The organism is Kitasatospora sp. NPDC050543 (genome assembly GCF_044457565.1).
In the GTDB taxonomy this organism is placed as follows: Bacteria; Actinomycetota; Actinomycetes; order Streptomycetales; family Streptomycetaceae; genus Kitasatospora.
The window spans coordinates 30552-46945 of the sequence record NZ_JBITGZ010000014.1; the positions used below are offsets into that span (position 1 = coordinate 30552).

The window sequence follows — 16394 nt, forward strand, 5'->3', positions numbered from 1 at the left end:
GCAGCCCGTGGACCTGAACCAGCCCACCGAGCAGGAGGTCCTGGCGGCCATCTCCGGCATGCTGGCCGGCGTCCTGGAGGAGTACGGCCTGGACGACGCCGAGGTCACCATGGAGTCCCGGTTCACCGAGGACCTCGAACTGGAGAGCATCGACCTGGTGACCCTGGCCGGGCAGCTCCAGGAGCGCTGGGGCGAGCGGGTCAACTTCGCCGAGTTCATCGCGGGCATGGAACTCGACGAGATCATCCAGCTGACGGTCGGCCGGCTGGTGCACTACGTCCTGGACCGGCTCCGCGCACCCGGGCGGAGCTGACCGTGACCTTCGTCGACCTCGACGGCCTGCGCGTCCACGTGCAGCGGCTCGGACCCCGGGACTCGGGCCCGCCCGCCGCCACCGCCGTCCTGCTGCACGGGCTGCTCACCGACAGCCTCGCCAGCTACTACTTCACCCTGGCCCCGGCGCTGGCCGCCGCCGGGGTGGAGGTGCTGATGTACGACCACCGCGGCCACGGCCGCTCCGGTCGCCCGCCGAGCGGGTACCGGCTGGAGCACTTCGTCGACGACCTGGAGGCGCTGCTCGACCGGCTCCGGATGGCCGGCCCGGTCCACCTGCTGGGCAACTCCTTCGGCGGCACGGTGGCGTTCGGCCTCGCCGCCCGGCGCCCCGAGCAGATCACCGGCATCCTCGCCATCGAGTCCGAGCCGGCCTCCCCGGCGTGGTCCGCCAAGCTGGACGCCATCCTGCGGCGGGCCCGGACCGAGCTGGTCGACGAGTCCGCGCTGGCCTGGGTCGCGAGCGAGCGCGGCCCGCACACCGCGCGGCTGGCCCGCTCCGCCGGCCGACTGCTGGCCGACACCTCGCTGGCCGGGGAGATCCCGGCCAGCCGGCTGCCCACCGAGGCGCAGCTGCGCGCGATCCACTGTCCGGTGCTCGCGGTGTACGGCGCAGAGTCGGACCTCGCCGAGCAGGCGGCCTGGCTGGAGGACCTGCTGCCGGACTGCCGGAGCACCTTCGTACCGGCGCAGCAGCACTCCGTCCTGGTGGAGGCGCCGGACGTGGTGCGCGCCCTCACGCTGTCCTGGCTGCGGGAGCACGGCGCCGAGCTGCGGCTGCCGCCGGCGGCCGACGACCGGTGGCCCGCGCCGGCCGACGGGACTGCGGCGCCCGCCGAGGGGTACGTCCGGTGAGCCGGTTCCTGTTCGTCGTCCCGCCGCTGGTCGGCCATGTGAACCCGGCCGTCGGTGTCGCCGCCGAGCTGGCCGCGCGCGGGCACGCCACCGCCTGGGCGGGGCTGCCGGAGGTGATCCACCCGCTGGCCGGCCTCGGCGCCGAGGTGTTCCCCTGCGCGGTCGCACCCGGTACGGCGCCAGGCGGCACGCTGCGGGAGCGGCCGCCGCAGACGCGCGGACCCGCGGCGCTGAAGTTCCTCTGGGAGGACTTCATCGTCCCGCTCGCCGAGGCGATGGCCCCCGGCGTGGCGGCGGCCGTCGAGCGGTTCGGCCCCGACGTCCTGGTGGTGGACCAACAGGCGGTCGCGGGCGCGCTGCTGGCCGAGCGGCTCGGCCTGCCGTGGGCGACCTCCGCCACCACGTCCGCCGAGTTCACCGGCCCGCTGGACGGCATGCCGCTGGTGGACGCCTGGGTGCGCGGCCTGATCGCCGACCTGCGCGGGCGCATCGGCACCCCCGGCGGGACGGCGGACCCCCGCTTCTCGCCGCACCTGATCCTCGCCTTCACCACCCCGGAGCTCACCGGCCCGATCGCGCCGACGGCCGGCCCGATCCGCTTCGTCGGCCCGTCGATCGCGCCCCGCCCGACGCCTGCGCCGTTCCCCTGGGAGTGGCTGGCCCCCGGGCGTGCGACGGTGCTGGTCACCCTCGGGACGGCCAACGCCGACGCGGGCGCGGCGTTCCTGGCGCAGTGCCAGGAGGCCTTGCGGGCCCGGTCCGAGCGGCTCCAGGCGGTGATCGTCGACCCGGCGGGCGCGCCCGGGGTGCCGGCGGGCGACCCCGATGTCCTGGTGCTGCCGTCCGTACCGCAGCTGCGCCTGCTGGCCCGCACCGCCGCCGTGGTCTGCCACGCCGGGCACAACACCGTGTGCGAGGCGCTGTGGCACGGCGTGCCGCTGGTGGTCGCCCCGATCCGCGACGACCAGCCGGTGGTGGCCGGCCAGGTGGCGGCGGCCGGCGCCGGCCGGCGGGTGCGGTTCGGCCGCGCCGACGCGGCCCGGCTCGGCCGGGCGGTGGACGCGGTGCTGGACGATCCCGCGCACCGGAGCGCGGCCCGCCGGATCGGCGCCTCGTTCCGGGCCGCGGGCGGGGCGGCGGCCGCCGCCGACCACCTGGAACGGCTGACCGGCCGGGCCCCGCAGCCGGCGGGCCGCCCCGGGGGCGACGAGCCTACGGAGAGTGAGAGGGAGCGCCGATGAGCACCACCGAGGCACGCCCGGCCGAGCGCGGGCGCGCAGGCCGGGCCGGACGGGCCGGACGGATCGCCGCCGTGCGCCCCGGCTACCTGGCGGACCTCGCCCGGGGCACCGACCGGTTCTTCGAACCGCGCCGCACCGACTGCCCGTGGTGCGGCTCCGCCAGGCTGCGGGAGCGGCTGCGCACCTGCGACCTGCTCCAGCACAAGCCCGGGCGGTTCGTCCTGGACGAGTGCCGGGACTGCGCGCACGTCTTCCAGAACCCCCGGCTGACCGGAGCGGGCCTGGAATTCTACTACCGCGACTTCTACGACGGCCTGGGCGAGCAGCGGCTCGGCGGGGTCTTCGGCACCCGTACGACCGTCTACCGCGCCCGCGCCCGCTCGGTGGCGCCGTTCACCTCGTCACCGTCCCGGCCCTCGCCTGCCTCGCCCGCGCCGGCCGCCGCGCCACCGGCCCGCTGGCTGGACGTCGGCACCGGGCACGGCCACTTCTGCGAGAGCGCCCGCGAGGTCTTCCCGGACACCCGCTTCGACGGCCTCGACCTCAGCGCGGGCGTCGAACTGGCCCAGCAGCACGGCCGGCTGGCCCAGGGCTTCCGCGGCTCACTGCCCGAGCTCGCGCCCTCCCTGGCCGGCCGGTACGACGTGGTGAGCATGTTCCACTACCTGGAGCACAGCACGGACCCCGGGCGGGAGCTCACGGCCGCCCGGCAGGCGCTGCGCCCCGGCGGGCTGCTGCTGATCGAGGTACCCGACCCGCAGTGCCGGTACGCCCGTCTGCTGGGCCGCTGGTGGCTGCCCTGGCTGCAACCGCAGCACCTGAACCTGGTGCCGGCCGCCAACCTGCGGCGACGGCTGGGCGAGCTGGGCTTCGAGGTCGTCCTGGAGCAGCACGGCGAGGCGCACGACCCGGTGGACCTGCTGGCCGCCGGCTGGCTGCTGCTGGACGCGCTCGCGCCGCGCGAGGACGCGCCCTGGCTGCCCGGTACACCGCCCGGCCGGCCCCGCCGCGCGCTGCGCGCCGCGCTGTTCCTGGCGGCCGCCCCACTGCTGGTGCTCGCCGCGGTGCTGGACCACCTGATCGCCCGGGTGGCCGGCCGTACGGGGCTCGCCAACGCCTACCGCCTGCTGGCCCGCCGCTCACCCTCACCTGCCGACGAGGCGTCAGGAGCGGGGCACACCGGCTGACTCCACCGCGCTCGGGCCCACCCGCCCGGGTGGGCCCGGAAATCCAGGTGACGGACGGCGGGCGGGCCGTCACCATTCCCGTGGACGGACCATCGGGGTCGGTGCACGGGAGGCGGAGATCATCGGTACCAGCGGGGCCGCACGGCAGCGGCCGGGGAACGCGACGGCGGCGCAGGACGGTTTGAAGCTGCACCGCCGGGTGCTGCGGCTCGACGGGCGCGCGTACACGGTGCTGGGGCTGCGGCCCGGCACCGACGCGCGCTTCGCGACCAACCGGTACCACGACACCTGGCACATCCTCTCCGACCGGCCGGGCGCGCAGCTGCTGGGCCGGCTGCTGTGGGCGATGTCGTACGAGCGGCGGCCCGACACGCTGATCGTCGTCGACCGCCCGTTCATCGACCCGACCCCGTTCGACGGTGAGCGCAGTGACCCGTTCGTGCTGATGCCGCGGCACCTGACGCCGCTGAGCGAGGCGGCCGCCCGGGCCCTGCGCCGGGCCCTGCCGCTGAACTCGCCGTCCCAGGGCACGGTCCGGCTGCGCACCCCGGGGCTGGACCTCGCGCTGGCCGACCCGGAGGGGTGGCAGGAGACCCTCCGGCACGACTACGGGCACGGCGTCGACTTCAGCAGCCAGGTGACCCGGCGGGGCGGGCTGCTGGTGCTGGCGGCGACGCCGGCGGAGCTGCGCTGCTGGGCGGTGCGGTCGGCGCAGCTGTCCGCCCACAACGCCTGGGACATGGACTACAGCTACCTCGGTGAGGGCTGCCGGGGGGACGGGGAGGTGCAGATCTTCCGCCGGTACCGGGCGATGGTCTCCAGCGCCGCGGTGGCCCGGCAGGAGGTGCTGGCCGAGGACAGCGGTCTAGATCTGCCGCAGGCGGTGCGCGAGCGGATCTGGCACCGCTCGGCGCAGATGCGCCGGCGCACCGCCCGCCCGGCCGGGCGACCGGCCGCCCCAGCCTCGGCCACGGCGTCGGCCGAGGTGGCGCGATGACGGGCGGAACGCCGGGCCGTAGGTCCGGAAGGACGGCGTCCGGGTGAGCAGGTTCCGGGACGACAATCGGACGAAGTACGACTTCCTGGACGACGTCCTCGTCACCTGCCCCCGGTGCGGACGGCCCGCACACATACGACCGGTGCCCGACGCGGATCCCGCCGCCGCCCGCCCGCACTTCGAGCCGCGCCGGCTGGCCTGCACGGCGTGCTCGTTCACCGTCGCCGCGGACGGCCGGTGGGTGGGGTTCTCGCGCGCCCCCGTCCACCGCGCCAGGGATCCCTACCTCGGGCTGCCGCTGCTGCTCCAACTGCCCACCCGGCACGGCGTGCTGTGGGCGCACAACCACGAGCAGCTGAGCGTGCTGGAGCGCTACGTCCGGGCCGGCCTGCGGGAGCAGCCGGTGCACAGCGCCAAGTCCATGGTCGTCGACCTGCCGCGCTGGCTGAAGCTCGCCGCCAACCGGGAGGAGAACCTCCGGGCGATCGCCCGGATCCGCAAGCGGGCTCTGGGGCTCTGACGCGGCGGGGGCGGCCCGTCAGCCGACCATGGCCGGTTAGTGGGAGGTGCCCGGACGGCGGCCGGGGCCGGATGCGACGATGGTGGGCATCATGACGACCTGGCAGCTTCGCACGCTCCGCACCGCGGTCTTCGCCGCGCTGTGTGTGACGCTGGCCGCGGCCGCCCACCTGAGCATGTCGCAGGCCGACCTGCCGGCTCCGGTCCTGCTGGCCGCGCTCGGCGCGACCGCCGGCTGCACCTGGGTGCTGGCCGGGCGCCGGCGCTCGCTCGCGGTGATCAGCCTCTGGATGGTGGCCGCACAGGGCGTCCTGCACCTGCTGTTCGAGCGCGCCACGCCGTCCGGTGGCGCCGTCGCCGCCCCGGCGGGCGCCGCGCCCGACTGGGTGCACCTGCTGCTGTGCACTCCGACCGGGGCGAACACCACCGGCATGTCCCCGGTGGAGCTGGCCAGGACGGCCGGGATCGACCCGGACTCGGTGTCACTCGCCGCTCTGCCGCTGCCCGGCCACCGGATGGTCTCGACGGCCGGCCACCACGGCCTGACCGCCGTGCAGAACCTCGGCGCCCCGGGCAGTACCAGCGGCGCCGGTGACATGAACGGCATGGGTGGCATGGGCGGCATGGAGTCGCTGCCCGGCGTGCCGGCCATGGCCGGACACGCTCTCTCCCCCGGCATGCTGCTCGCCCACCTGGTGGCCGCGCTCGCCTGTGCGGTGCTGCTGCGCCGCGGCGAGGACGCGATCGCCGGGCTGTCCGCGCTGCTGCGCACCCTCGCCGACGTCGTACTGCCGCTGCTCCTGCTCCTGCTCGTCCCCCGCGGGCACCGGCTGCCCGCGCCCGCCCGGCCCAGGGCCCGGCACACCCGCCTGCCCCGGCTGGTGGTGCTCTGCCACGCCCTGGTGCGGCGCGGGCCGCCCGCGTACGCCCTCGCCCTCTGACGACGCCCGCCGCCCCCGCGCCTTCACCGGCCCGGCGCGTACGCGGGCAGGTCGCCCCTGCGCAACGGGATCCGGTGCTCACCGGTCCGTGAGCCGCGGGGGCCGGGCCCTCCCCTCACCCCCGTCCCCGGACGAGACATCAGGCCGGCGTCCCCCGTGCGCGCCGACGCCCCTCGTCCTGCCACGCCGTGCCGCACCCGACCCCGGGGCGCCGCGGCGCGCCGAGCCATGAGCCGGCGCGGACGGCGGTGACGGTGAGCGGCCGTCACCCCCTCCGCGGTGCCGCCTGAGCGGCACCGCTCCCGAGCCTGCCCTCAGGACTCCCCATGAAGCACAGAGACTTCGCCCTGCCCGCCTCCGACCGCATGTCGGGGCCAGACCGTGGATGACGAGAAGCTGACCGCGCTGGCCCTGGCCGCCCGGGCCGGACGGGCCGAGGACGTCGAGGCGTTCGTCCGGGCCACCCAGCGGGACGTGTGGCGCTTCGTCGCCCACCTCACCGACGTCGAGTCCGCCGACGACCTCGCCCAGGAGACCTTCCTGCGGACGCTGCGCGCCCTGCCCGGCTTCGCGGGCCGCTCCTCGGCGCGCACCTGGCTGCTGTCCATCGCCCGCCGCACGGTGGTCGACCGCTACCGCAGCGCGGCGGCCCGGCCGCGCTGCGCCGCCCTCGCCGACTGGGAGCAGGCCGTGGAGCTGCGGCCCGGCCCGGCGGAGGCGTTCGAGGACCATCTGGCGCTGAGCGACCTGCTGACCTTCGTACCCGCCCAGCGGCGGGAGGCCTTCGTGCTGACCCAGGTGGTGGGCCTGAGCTATGCGGAGGTGGCGGCGGTGTCCGGCTGCCCGGTCGGGACCGTCCGCTCCCGGGTGGCCCGGGCCCGCGACGAGCTGGTCGCGCTGGTGCGCTCGGCGGAGCGCGGCGAGAGCCGGCCCGACACCGCGCCGGACGCCGGCGGGCGCGACCGGCGCAGGGACACCACCCGTGCGCCGGTCGCGGCCTGACTTCGCGCCAGTCATCCGAAGCACCCGAATCATCCGAAGCACCCGAGGAATCCGGAGCTCACATGACCTCGACGACAGTGTCCGCACGACGGCGGCCGGCCGGGCCCGGGCCGGGCCCGGCCCTGCTGGGGTTCGTCCTGCTGCTCGCCCTGCTCTTCGCCGGCTCGTACGCACTCGGCCGGCTGGTCGGGCCGCCCGCACCCGGGGGCGCCCGCCCGGCGGGGGACGACATGCCCGGCATGCACGCCGCCGGGCCCGTCCACCCCGGCACGCCGGGGGTGCGGCGGTGAGCCCCGGAGGCGCGGCGGCGGCGGCCGAGCAGGCCGGTACGACCGACACGACCGGCACGACCGAGGGCCTGACCACCACCGACCTGGCCGTCGGCGGCATGACCTGCGCGGCCTGCGTCAGCCGGGTGGAGAAGAGGCTGCGGCGGCTCGACGGTGTCACCGCCGGAGTCAACCTGGCCACCGGCCGGGCCCGGGTGCTGCACCCGGCGGCCGTCCCGGTGGCCGAGCTGGTGGCCGCGGTGGAGCGCGCCGGGTACACCGCCGAGCCCCTCGGCGGGCCCGCGCCACTGCCACCGGAGCCGGCCGGCGGCGGGCAGGACGGGGACGAGCGGCTGCTGCTGACGCTGGTGGCGCTGCTGGCGGTGCCGGTGATCGTGGTGTCGATGGTGCCCGCCCTCCAGGTCCGGGGCTGGCAGTGGGCCTGCTTCGCGCTGGCCGGGTACGTGGTGACGATCGGTTCGTACCGCTTCCACCAGCGGGCCTGGCGGGGTCTGCGGCACGCCACCGCGACCATGGACACCCTGGTCAGCCTGGGTGTCATCGCCTCCTTCTGCTGGTCGGCGTACGCGCTGCTGTTCGGTGGTGCCGGCGTCCTGGGCATGCGGATGCCGTTCTCGCTGACGGCCGGGCCCGGCGGCGGTGCGCACATCTACCTGGAGGCGGCCGTCGGGGTGCCGCTGTTCGTGCTGTGCGGGCGGCGGCTGGAGGCCGGGGTCCGGCGGCGGACGGGCTCCGCGCTGCGGGCGCTGGCCGAGCTCGGTGCCAAGGAGGTCTGCGTCCGCGAGGAGGGCGGCGCGCAGCGGCTCATCCCGGTCGAACAGCTGCTGCCCGGGCAGGACTTCGTGGTCCGGCCGGGCGAGAAGCTGGCCACCGACGGGGTCGTGGTCGAGGGCAGCTCCGCCGTGGACGCGAGCCTGCTGACCGGCGAGAGCGTCCCGGTGGAGGCAGGTCCTGGCGACCGTGTGACCGGTGCGACGCTCAACGTCGGCGGCACCCTGGTGGTCCGCGCCACGGCCGTCGGCGCCGACACCCAACTGGCCCGGATCACCGCGCTGGTGATCGAGGCCCAGGCCGGCAAGGCCCGCGCGCAGCGGCTGGCCGACACCGTGGCCGGGGTCTTCGTGCCCGTCGTGCTGGCGGTCGCCACCTGCGTCCTGGGCTTCTGGCTCGGCGCGGGCGCCGGCACGCAGGAGGCCGTCACCTCGGCCGTGGCCGTCCTGGTGGTGGCCTGCCCGTGTGCCCTGGGGCTCGCGACGCCCACGGCGCTGCTCGCGGCGACCGGCCGTGGCGCCGAACTCGGCGTCCTGGTCCGGGGTCCGCAGGTGCTGGAGAGCCTGCGCCGGATCGACACCGTCCTGCTGGACAAGACCGGCACGCTGACGGCGGGCCGGCTGCGGCTGGACGCCGTCACCACGGTGCGGGGGTTCGAACGGGAGGAGGTGCTGCGGCTGGCAGGTGCGGTGGAGCGGTTCTCCGAGCACCCGGTCGGCCGGGCCGTCGCCTCGGCGGCCTACCCGGTGGCCGGCTCTGCCACCGCGCCGGCGGCCGGTGCGGCGGCACCACCGCCGGTGACGGGCTTCCGGGCCACCACCGGCCTCGGCGTCGAGGGCCGGGTCGAGGGCCGGCCGGTCCGGGTGCTGCGCCCGGACGCCCTGCGGCTGCCCCCGGAGCTGGGTGAGGCGCTCGGCCGCGCCGAGGCCGCCGGGCAGAGCGCCGTCGCGGTGGAGCTGGACGGCCGCCCCGCCGCCCTGCTCGCCGTCGGCGACACCCTGCGGCCGGGCAGCTACCGCGCGGTGCACCGGCTGCGCGGGATGGGCCTGGAGACCGTCCTGGCCACCGGGGACCGTCCGGCCCCGGCCCGGGCGGTCGCCGAGCAACTCGGCATCAGCGAGGTGCACGCGGGCGCCTCGCCGGAGCGCAAGGCCGAACTGGTCGCCGAACTGCGCGCGGCGGGCCGCAGTGTGGCCGTGGTCGGCGACGGCGTGAACGATGCGGTGGCGCTGGCGGCGGCGGATCTCGGCATCGCGCTGGGCTCGGGCACCGACGCGGCCATCGGGGCGGCCGGGCTGACGCTGGTGACGGGCGACATCGAGTCCCTGGTGGTCGCCGTACGGCTGGCCAGGCGCACGCTCGCCACCATCCGCACCAACCTGCTCTGGGCGTTCGGCTACAACGCCGTCCTGCTCCCGCTGGCGGCGGCCGGCGCGCTCAACCCGATGATCGCGGCGCTGGCGATGTCGGCGAGCTCGCTGCTGGTGGTCGCCAACAGCCTGCGACTGCGGGCCTGGCGGCCCTCCCCCGGGCGGCGGCCCGGGCGGTAGGCCGGGCATAGGCCGGGCGGTGGGGGCGCCGGCCGGCGCCGGCCACTCGAAAGTGTTCCCGAAAATCATCGAGGTGTTCGGGAACTCGCGGCGGTCGCGGGCCGACTGCTGTGACGGACGCCGTCGCCCCGACGGCGTCCGTCACGACCGACGGAGGGACGGACCATGCCACCGCCGCCCGGCCAGGACCCCCGGCGCCACCGCGAACGAACCGCCGGAGCGGGCCGATGACCCGCGCCGCAGAGCTCGACGCCCGGCTGGCCGGAACCGACCGCTGGAGCCTGGTCGCGGTCGCCGGGATGCTCTCCTTCGTGGCGATGCTCGACATGAACATCGTCAACATCGCGCTGTCCGACCTCGCCGGATCCCTCGGCGTCCCGGTGCGGACCGCGCAGTGGGCCGTGCTCGGTTACCAGCTCCCCCTGGTGGCCCTGCTGCTGCCCGCCGGCCGCTGGCTCGACCAGGTCGGCACCCGCGCCGCGCTGCTCTTCGCGGTGAGCGGCTTCGCGCTGTGCAGCGCGGCGGCGGCCGCGGCGCCCTGGGCGGCCTGGCTGATCGCCGCCCGGCTGGTCCAGGGCGCCTTCGGGGCCGTGCTGTTCGTCCTGATGCCGGTGCTCGCCGCCCGGTCGGTACGGCCGGAGCTGCGCGGCCGGGCGATGAGCGTGCCCGCCACCCTGGGCCCGCTGGGCGCCGTCACCGGCCCGGCCCTGGGCGGGCTGCTGCTCGACCACCTCGGCTGGCGGGCCGTCTTCCTGGTCAAGCTCCCGGTCTGCCTGGCCGCACTGCTGATCGCCCGTCGCGAAGCACCGCTGGGTGGCGCGCTCACCGTGACTGCCCCGCTCGCCCGTTCGACCCGGGGGCTGTGCCTGCCCGACCGGGCCGCCCTCGCCGACGCGGCCCTGGTCGCCGGGGCGGTCGCGTCACTGCTGCTCGCCCTGAGCCTCTCCCCGGGCTCCCCCGCCGCGCTGCTGCTGGCCGTGGCCGCCGTCCCGCTGACCGCACGCTGGCTGAGAAGACCCGGCGGGCGGCCGGTGGCGGCCGTCCTGCGTGAGTCGGGTACGGCCGGGGTGCACGCGGCCGTACTGTCCCTGGCGGCGGGCTTCGCCGCCATGCACTACCTGGTGGCGCTGCACCTGCGGCGCGACGAGGCGGTCAGCGCGACCGCCACCGGCCTGACCGTGCTCTGCTTCCCGCTGGCGATGGGCCTGGCCGGGCAGCTCGGCGGGCGGCTCGCCGACCGGTACGGACCCCGGCGGCCCGCCACCGCCGGCGCCACGCTCACCACCCTCGGCCTGCTGCTGCTCGTCCCGCTCGAATCCGGCTGGACGCTGCCCGACATCGGCTGGCGGCTGGCCCTGGCCGGGGCGGGGATGGGCCTGTACGGCGGGCCCGTCCAGGCGCTGGTGATGGGCGCCGCCCCGCCCGGGCGGATGGCCACCGCGGGCTCCGCCGTCCAGCTGGCCCGCAGCCTCGGCTTCACCCTCGGCCCGGCGCTCGCCACCGCCGCCTGGGGCCTGGGCGGCTCCGGCGGCCCGGACGGATCGGGCGGCGCCGGACTGCGGGCCGGGCTGGGGCTCGCCGCGGCAGCGGCCTGCCTGGCCGCCGCCCTGCTGGCCCGCAACCGGCCCGCCACGCCCGTCCACTGACCTCACGCCACCCCGGAGAGAGTGCACCCCACATGTGCGGAATCACCGGCTGGGTGTCCTTCGAGAAGGACGCGCGCAGCCAGACCCCCGTCATCGAGGCGATGACCGCCACCATGGCCCGGCGCGGCCCCGACGCCGGCGGCTCCTGGCTCGGCGCCCACGCCGCACTCGGCCACCGCCGGCTGTCGGTGATCGACCCCGTCGGCGGCGCCCAGCCGATGGCGCACGCCCACGCCGTGCTCAGCTACAGCGGCGAGATCTACAACCACGACCGGCTCCGGGCCGAACTGCGGCTGCTGGGCCACGAGTTCCACACCCGCAGCGACACCGAGGTGCTGCTGCGCGGCTACCTGGAGTGGGGCGAGGACGTCGTCCACCACCTGGAGGGCATGTTCGCCTTCGCCATCTGGGACGCCCGCGCCGAACGGCTGCTGCTGGTCCGTGACCGGCTCGGCGTCAAGCCGCTGTACTGGGCCCGGATCGAGGGCGGCCTGGCCTTCGGCTCGGAGCCCAAGGCCCTGTTCGCGCACCCCGAGCTGAGCCCCCGGGTGGATGCCGCGGGCCTGCGCGAGGCCTACAGCCTGCTGTTCAACACCGGCCCCACGCTCTGGGCCGGAGTGCGCGAGGTCCAGCCCGGCGGGCTGCTCACGATCGGCCGGGACGGCGTCGGGGAGCGGCTCTACTGGAGCCTGGAGGCCCACCCCCACCCGCACGACCTGGAAGCCACGATCGAGCGGGTCCGCGCGCTGCTCTCCGGCGCCGCGCGGGCCCAGCTCGCCGCGGACGTCCCGCTGTGCAGCCTGCTCTCCGGCGGCCTGGACTCCACCCTCGTCACCGCCCTCGCCGCGGACGAGCTGCGGCGCACCGAAGGCCCGCGGGCCCGGCTGCGCTCGTACGCCGTCGACTACCGCGACCAGGCCGAACGCTTCACCGGCGACGTGCTGCGCACCGGCCACGACACTCCGTTCGCCACCGAGGCCGGCGCCTTCATCGGCACCGACCACAGCACCGTCGTCCTCGATCCGCTCACCCTGCTCGACCCCGAGCACCGCAGAGCCGTGGTCGTCGCCCGGGACTCCCCGATCGGTGTCGGGGACATGGACACCTCGCTCTACCTGCTGTTCGGCGAGATCGCCCGGCACTCCACCGTCGCGCTCTCCGGCGAGGCGGCGGACGAGGTGTTCGGCGGCTACCCGTGGTTCCACGCTCCGCAGGCGCTCGCCGCGCCGACCTTCCCCTGGCTGCTGGTCACCGGCGACGAGGCCGCGATGCCGCTCGACCCCGGCCTGTCCGCCGTCCTGCGGATCGGGGAGTTCCGCGCCGACACCTACCGCGACGCGCTCGCCGCCGTCCCGCACCTGGACGGCGAGGACGCGCACGAACACCGGCTGCGCGAGCTCCAGCACCTCTCGTTGACCCGCTGGCTGCGCCAGCTGCTGCACCGCAAGGACCGCCTCAGCATGGCCCAGGGCCTGGAGGTCCGGGTGCCCTACTGCGACCACCGGCTGGTCGAGTACGCCTTCTCCGCCCCCTGGACGCTGAAGGGCCACGACGGCCGGGAGAAGAGCCTGCTGCGCTCGGCCGGCGCCGGGCTCGCCCCCGGGTCCGTCCTGCTGCGACCCAAGAACCACTACCCGGCCACCCACCACCCCGACTACAACCGGGGCCTGCAACAGCTGGCCCGGGACGCGCTGCCCGCCGTCCAGGGGCTGGCCGACGAGAGCCGGATCAAGTCCTGCCTCGACACCCCCGCCGAGGAGTTGCAGTGGGGGCACCGGCTCCGGCTGGAGCGCGTCGTGGACCTCGCCCTGTGGCTGGACCACTACCGCCCGGCCATCACCTTCTGACGCTCCGACCCGTCTGACGCTCCGCCCCTTCCGCCGTCTCCCCGACCCCTCCCGAAGGAACCCTCCGGATGACCCCGCCCGAGCCGCACCCGGCCCCCGCCCCGGTCTGCCCGTTCACCGGCGCGACCGGCGACGCCACCGGCGCCGACGGCACGACCGACGCCACCACCGCCACCGAGCCGGTGCCGCTGTACGGCCGCGCCTACAAGAGCGACCCGTACGACCTCTACCGCCAGCTGCGCGACACCGGCCCCGTGCACGGAGTCCGGTTCCCCAGCGGGATCGCCGCCTGGCTGGTCACCGGCTACGAGGCCGCCCACCAGACGCTGAACGACCCGCGCCTGGGCAAGAACCACGGCCTGGGCAACGACAAGTGGCGCGCGCTCGCCTCGATCATGCCCGAGCCCCAGCACTCCCAGCTCCAGGTGCACCTGCTGCACCAGGACCCGCCCAAGCACACCGACATGCGCCGCCTGGTGCTGGACGCCTTCGCACCGCGCCGCGTGGAGGCCCTGCGCCCGCGCTTCCAGGAGCTGGCCGACGCCCTGGTGGACGCCCTGCCCGACGAGGGCGGCGCCGACCTGGTCCAGGGCTTCGCGGCCCACTACCCCTTCCGGGTGCTGGCCGAAGTCATCGGCCTGCCCCGGGAGCTGGCGAGAAGATTCGACCGCGACTGGGGCAAGGTCGTGCAGCCCGTCGGCCCGCAGGACCCGGGCCGCCCGGCCTACGAGGGCCGGCTCCGGGCCCTTCAGGCGTACATCGCGGACGTCGTCGCCCACAAGCGCGAGCACCCCGAGGACGACCTGCTCGGCCGGCTGGTCACCGCCAGGGACGGCGGGGAGCTCAGCCAGGAGGAGCTCGACTCGATGATCTTCCAGCTGCTGGTCGCCGGCCAGGAGCCCGTCACCAACCAGATCAGCACCATGCTGATCACCCTGCTGCGCCACCCCGACCAGCTCGCCCGGCTGCGCGAGGACCCCGCCCTGCTCCCCCGCGCGGTCGAGGAACTCCTGCGCTACGACAGCGCATTCGAGCTCACCACCTGGCGCTTCCTCGCCGAGGACGGCGACCTGCACGGGACCCGCATCCCGGCCGGCGACTCGGTGATCGTCTCGCTCTGCGCCGCCAACCGCGACCCCGAGCAGTTCCCGAACGCCGACACGCTCGACCTGGAGCGCACCCCCAACGCCCATCTCGCCTTCGGCCACGGCATCCACTTCTGCCCGGGCGCCGCCCTCGCGCGCGCCGAACTGCAGACCGCCATCGCCACCCTGCTCGCCCGGCTGCCCGGGCTGCGCCCCGGCGTCGGCCTCGACGAACTGGAGTGGATCCCGGCCGTCCTCGCCCGGGGCGTCAACCAACTGCCGGTCGCCTACGACAAGCGCCTCTGACCCACCCGGGCCGCCCCGAACCCCACCCCCCGACACCGACCCAGCAGACCCCATCCAGCCCGCGCCCCGGCGGCGACCGCCGGGGCGCCATCCCGCCATGCCCTCGTGGAGGACCGCATGCCGCCCGTCGGCACCATCACAGCACCATCCGTCGCCCGCACCTGCGCCGCCATTGTGGAACTGCTCCTGCCGTACCGCCGCGCCACCGACCCGGGCACCCCCGCGGCGGTCGCCGACTTCCCCGAACAGCTGTGCCAGCTCGGCGACTTCGTCGAGACCGGCGAAGAGATCGTGTTCACCCTGCCCGGCTTCCCGTGCAAGTCACCGAGCCCCGCCAAGGTGCTCGGCCACCTCCCCGACGAGGGGGAGCGCCTCTCGCTCACCTTCCTCAACGAACTCTGCACCGCCGTCGGGCAGATCCACCCGCCGGGTGCCCGGATCGAGATCTGCTCCGACGGCCACATCTTCGGCGACCTCATCCGGGTACCGGACGACCACATCGACGCCTACTCCGACGAGCTGGCCGCGATGATCCGCCGCGAGGGCCTGCGGCACCTGTCGGTGTTCGACCTGCGGGACGTCCTCGGCGACCTCCCGCACGACGAGAAGCGCGCCCGGGTGCACGCCGCGTACGCCCCGAGCCTCGAACAGCTGCGCGCCGAAGTCCGCAGCGACGAGAGCACCTTGGCGCTCTACCGGGGCATCACCCGCTTCCTTGCCGATGACACCGTCGACTTCGAGGGCAGCAGATCCGCCCTTCAGCGCGAGTGCCGGCGGCGCGCGTACGGCGTCATCCAGCGCAGCCGCGCCTGGGGCGAGCTGATCGCCGAGCACCACCCGCGCTCGGTCCGGCTCTCCATCCACCCCCAGCGGCGCGGCGCCGCCAAGTTCGGCATCCGGCTGCTGGACGCCAAGGACGCCTGGACCACCCCCTGGCACTCCACCGTGCTCCACCGGGCCGACGGCCGCTGGGAGTTGATGCGGCGCAGCGAGGCGCAACGCCTCGGCCGACCGGTCCTGCGCGAGGCCCGGCCGAGCCACTTCGAGGCGTACCGGCTGCCTTCCTGACGACTCGCCCGACGGTCCCCGGGAGCGTTCCGCAGCCCACGGGAGCGTTCCGACCCTAGGAGTGTTCCGCCCGGGTCGCCGGCTGCTCCGCCGGCGGCGCCGGGGGTGCGGCCGGCAGGTCGCGGACCTGCCGGTCGTAGTCCTCCAGCAGCTGCCGCAGCAGCTCGACCGACTCGGCGGGCACCCCGTCCGGCTCGGACTGCGCGACGAAGCGGGCCGCCGCGACCAGGGCGGCCAGCTCGTACACGTGGAACGTGCCGCGCAGGACCGTCGGGCGCAGGCGCTCCAGCTCCACCGCTAGCCCTTGGACCGCACGTAGTCGACGACCTGCGCCAGCTCGGCGGCGAACTGGTCGTAGTCCTCCTGCATGCCGTTGATGTAGGCGCTCCAGCCCAGGCTCGCCTTCGCGTAGTGGACGGCCTCCTGGATCTCCTCGTCGGTGGCGCCGAACAGCTTCGCCGCCTCCGTGTGGAACAGACTGCAGTAGTGGCACTTGGTCTCGGCGTGCAGCCCCACGCCGATGAGTTCCTTGTACTTGTTGGGGATGAGGGTCTCCCCGAGTTCGATCCGCTTGAAGATCTCCCACTCGGGGCCCAGCAGCTCGGTCGGGATCCTGGCGAAGAAGTGCGGGACGAGCCCGAGTGTCTCCTTGATCTCCGCCTCGACCTCGGCGCGGTTCACCGTGGCAGCCATGATGGCTCCCTCCTCGAAGGCCCCCACGTGCCCGAATCCGGTCCCGCCCGTACCGACCGCGGG

Annotated in this window: 16 protein-coding genes; 14 read left to right on the plus strand and 2 right to left on the minus strand. The window is 75.7% G+C overall.

Annotated elements, in window-relative coordinates; all coding sequences use genetic code 11:
* Positions 1–58: 58 nt before the first annotated feature.
* From ACIBH3_RS18735 to ACIBH3_RS18800, 14 genes are all read left to right on the plus strand, one after another.
* Positions 59–313 (plus strand): phosphopantetheine-binding protein, encoded by a 255-nt coding sequence (locus ACIBH3_RS18735; RefSeq protein WP_396313249.1) that lies wholly within the window; start codon positions 59–61, stop codon positions 311–313.
* Positions 314–315: 2 nt separating this feature from the next.
* Positions 316–1188: an alpha/beta fold hydrolase gene (locus tag ACIBH3_RS18740; protein ID WP_396313089.1), complete on the plus strand. Its 873-nt coding sequence runs from the start codon at positions 316–318 to the stop codon at positions 1186–1188.
* Positions 1185–2429 carry a glycosyltransferase gene (locus tag ACIBH3_RS18745; RefSeq protein WP_396313090.1) on the plus strand — a complete coding sequence of 415 codons (1245 nt, stop codon included), beginning with the start codon at positions 1185–1187 and terminating at the stop codon, positions 2427–2429. Before ACIBH3_RS18740 ends, ACIBH3_RS18745 begins: the two co-directional genes overlap by 4 nt.
* The gene (locus tag ACIBH3_RS18750) at positions 2426–3616 is read left to right on the plus strand and encodes a class I SAM-dependent methyltransferase (protein WP_396313091.1); all 1191 of its coding nucleotides are present in this window, start codon (positions 2426–2428) and stop codon (positions 3614–3616) included. Before ACIBH3_RS18745 ends, ACIBH3_RS18750 begins: the two co-directional genes overlap by 4 nt.
* 181 nt (positions 3617–3797) lie before the next feature.
* Positions 3798–4613 carry a hypothetical protein gene (locus tag ACIBH3_RS18755; protein WP_396313092.1) on the plus strand — a complete coding sequence of 272 codons (816 nt, stop codon included), beginning with the start codon at positions 3798–3800 and terminating at the stop codon, positions 4611–4613.
* A gap of 43 nt (positions 4614–4656) precedes the next feature.
* The gene (locus ACIBH3_RS18760; RefSeq protein WP_396313093.1) at positions 4657–5133 is read left to right on the plus strand and encodes a hypothetical protein; all 477 of its coding nucleotides are present in this window, start codon (positions 4657–4659) and stop codon (positions 5131–5133) included.
* A 91-nt stretch (positions 5134–5224) separates the two neighbouring features.
* Positions 5225–6073: a hypothetical protein gene (locus tag ACIBH3_RS18765; RefSeq protein ID WP_396313094.1), complete on the plus strand. Its 849-nt coding sequence runs from the start codon at positions 5225–5227 to the stop codon at positions 6071–6073.
* Between the two features lie 381 nt (positions 6074–6454).
* Complete coding sequence (locus tag ACIBH3_RS18770; RefSeq protein ID WP_396313095.1) at positions 6455–7075, plus strand: sigma-70 family RNA polymerase sigma factor; 621 nt, start codon at positions 6455–6457, stop codon at positions 7073–7075.
* 62 nt (positions 7076–7137) lie between these two features.
* Complete coding sequence (locus ACIBH3_RS18775) at positions 7138–7365, plus strand: hypothetical protein (protein WP_396313096.1); 228 nt, start codon at positions 7138–7140, stop codon at positions 7363–7365.
* A gap of 98 nt (positions 7366–7463) precedes the next feature.
* Positions 7464–9686, plus strand: coding sequence for a heavy metal translocating P-type ATPase (locus ACIBH3_RS18780; protein ID WP_396313250.1), 2223 nt, complete (start codon positions 7464–7466; stop codon positions 9684–9686).
* A gap of 227 nt (positions 9687–9913) precedes the next feature.
* Positions 9914–11332, plus strand: a complete 1419-nt coding sequence (locus ACIBH3_RS18785) for an MFS transporter (RefSeq protein WP_396313097.1) — start codon at positions 9914–9916, stop codon at positions 11330–11332.
* A 32-nt stretch (positions 11333–11364) separates the two neighbouring features.
* On the plus strand, positions 11365–13179 hold the full coding sequence (asnB, locus tag ACIBH3_RS18790; protein ID WP_396313098.1) for an asparagine synthase (glutamine-hydrolyzing): 1815 nt from the start codon (positions 11365–11367) through the stop codon (positions 13177–13179).
* A 68-nt stretch (positions 13180–13247) separates the two neighbouring features.
* Entirely contained in the window at positions 13248–14570 is a 1323-nt protein-coding gene (locus ACIBH3_RS18795) for a cytochrome P450 (protein WP_396313099.1), read from the plus strand.
* A gap of 117 nt (positions 14571–14687) precedes the next feature.
* Positions 14688–15638, plus strand: a complete 951-nt coding sequence (locus tag ACIBH3_RS18800; RefSeq protein WP_396313100.1) for an L-tyrosine/L-tryptophan isonitrile synthase family protein — start codon at positions 14688–14690, stop codon at positions 15636–15638.
* A gap of 55 nt (positions 15639–15693) precedes the next feature.
* On the opposite strand, the gene ACIBH3_RS18805 is transcribed toward ACIBH3_RS18800, so the two are convergent.
* Together ACIBH3_RS18805 and ACIBH3_RS18810 are read right to left on the minus strand one after the other, a co-directional pair.
* A complete protein-coding gene (locus tag ACIBH3_RS18805) occupies positions 15694–15933 on the minus strand; it encodes a hypothetical protein (protein WP_396313101.1) in 240 nt (79 codons plus the stop codon).
* 2 nt (positions 15934–15935) lie between these two features.
* Complete coding sequence (locus tag ACIBH3_RS18810) at positions 15936–16331, minus strand: carboxymuconolactone decarboxylase family protein (RefSeq protein ID WP_396313102.1); 396 nt, start codon at positions 16329–16331, stop codon at positions 15936–15938.
* Positions 16332–16394 lie beyond the last annotated feature (63 nt).

Bases quoted from the DNA above. Each gene is read 5' to 3' on its own strand.
- ACIBH3_RS18765 (WP_396313094.1), top strand. From the start codon at position 5,225: ATGACGACCTGGCAGCTTCGCACGCTCCGCACCGCGGTCTTCGCCGCG.
- ACIBH3_RS18735 (WP_396313249.1), top strand. From the start codon at position 59: ATGCTGGCCGGCGTCCTGGAGGAGTACGGCCTGGACGACGCCGAGGTC.
- ACIBH3_RS18800 (WP_396313100.1), top strand. From the start codon at position 14,688: ATGCCGCCCGTCGGCACCATCACAGCACCATCCGTCGCCCGCACCTGC.
- ACIBH3_RS18810 (WP_396313102.1), bottom strand. From the start codon at position 16,331: ATGGCTGCCACGGTGAACCGCGCCGAGGTCGAGGCGGAGATCAAGGAG.
- ACIBH3_RS18775 (WP_396313096.1), top strand. From the start codon at position 7,138: ATGACCTCGACGACAGTGTCCGCACGACGGCGGCCGGCCGGGCCCGGG.
- ACIBH3_RS18795 (WP_396313099.1), top strand. From the start codon at position 13,248: ATGACCCCGCCCGAGCCGCACCCGGCCCCCGCCCCGGTCTGCCCGTTC.
- asnB (WP_396313098.1), top strand. From the start codon at position 11,365: ATGTGCGGAATCACCGGCTGGGTGTCCTTCGAGAAGGACGCGCGCAGC.
- ACIBH3_RS18785 (WP_396313097.1), top strand. From the start codon at position 9,914: ATGACCCGCGCCGCAGAGCTCGACGCCCGGCTGGCCGGAACCGACCGC.
- ACIBH3_RS18780 (WP_396313250.1), top strand. From the start codon at position 7,464: ATGACCTGCGCGGCCTGCGTCAGCCGGGTGGAGAAGAGGCTGCGGCGG.
- ACIBH3_RS18750 (WP_396313091.1), top strand. From the start codon at position 2,426: ATGAGCACCACCGAGGCACGCCCGGCCGAGCGCGGGCGCGCAGGCCGG.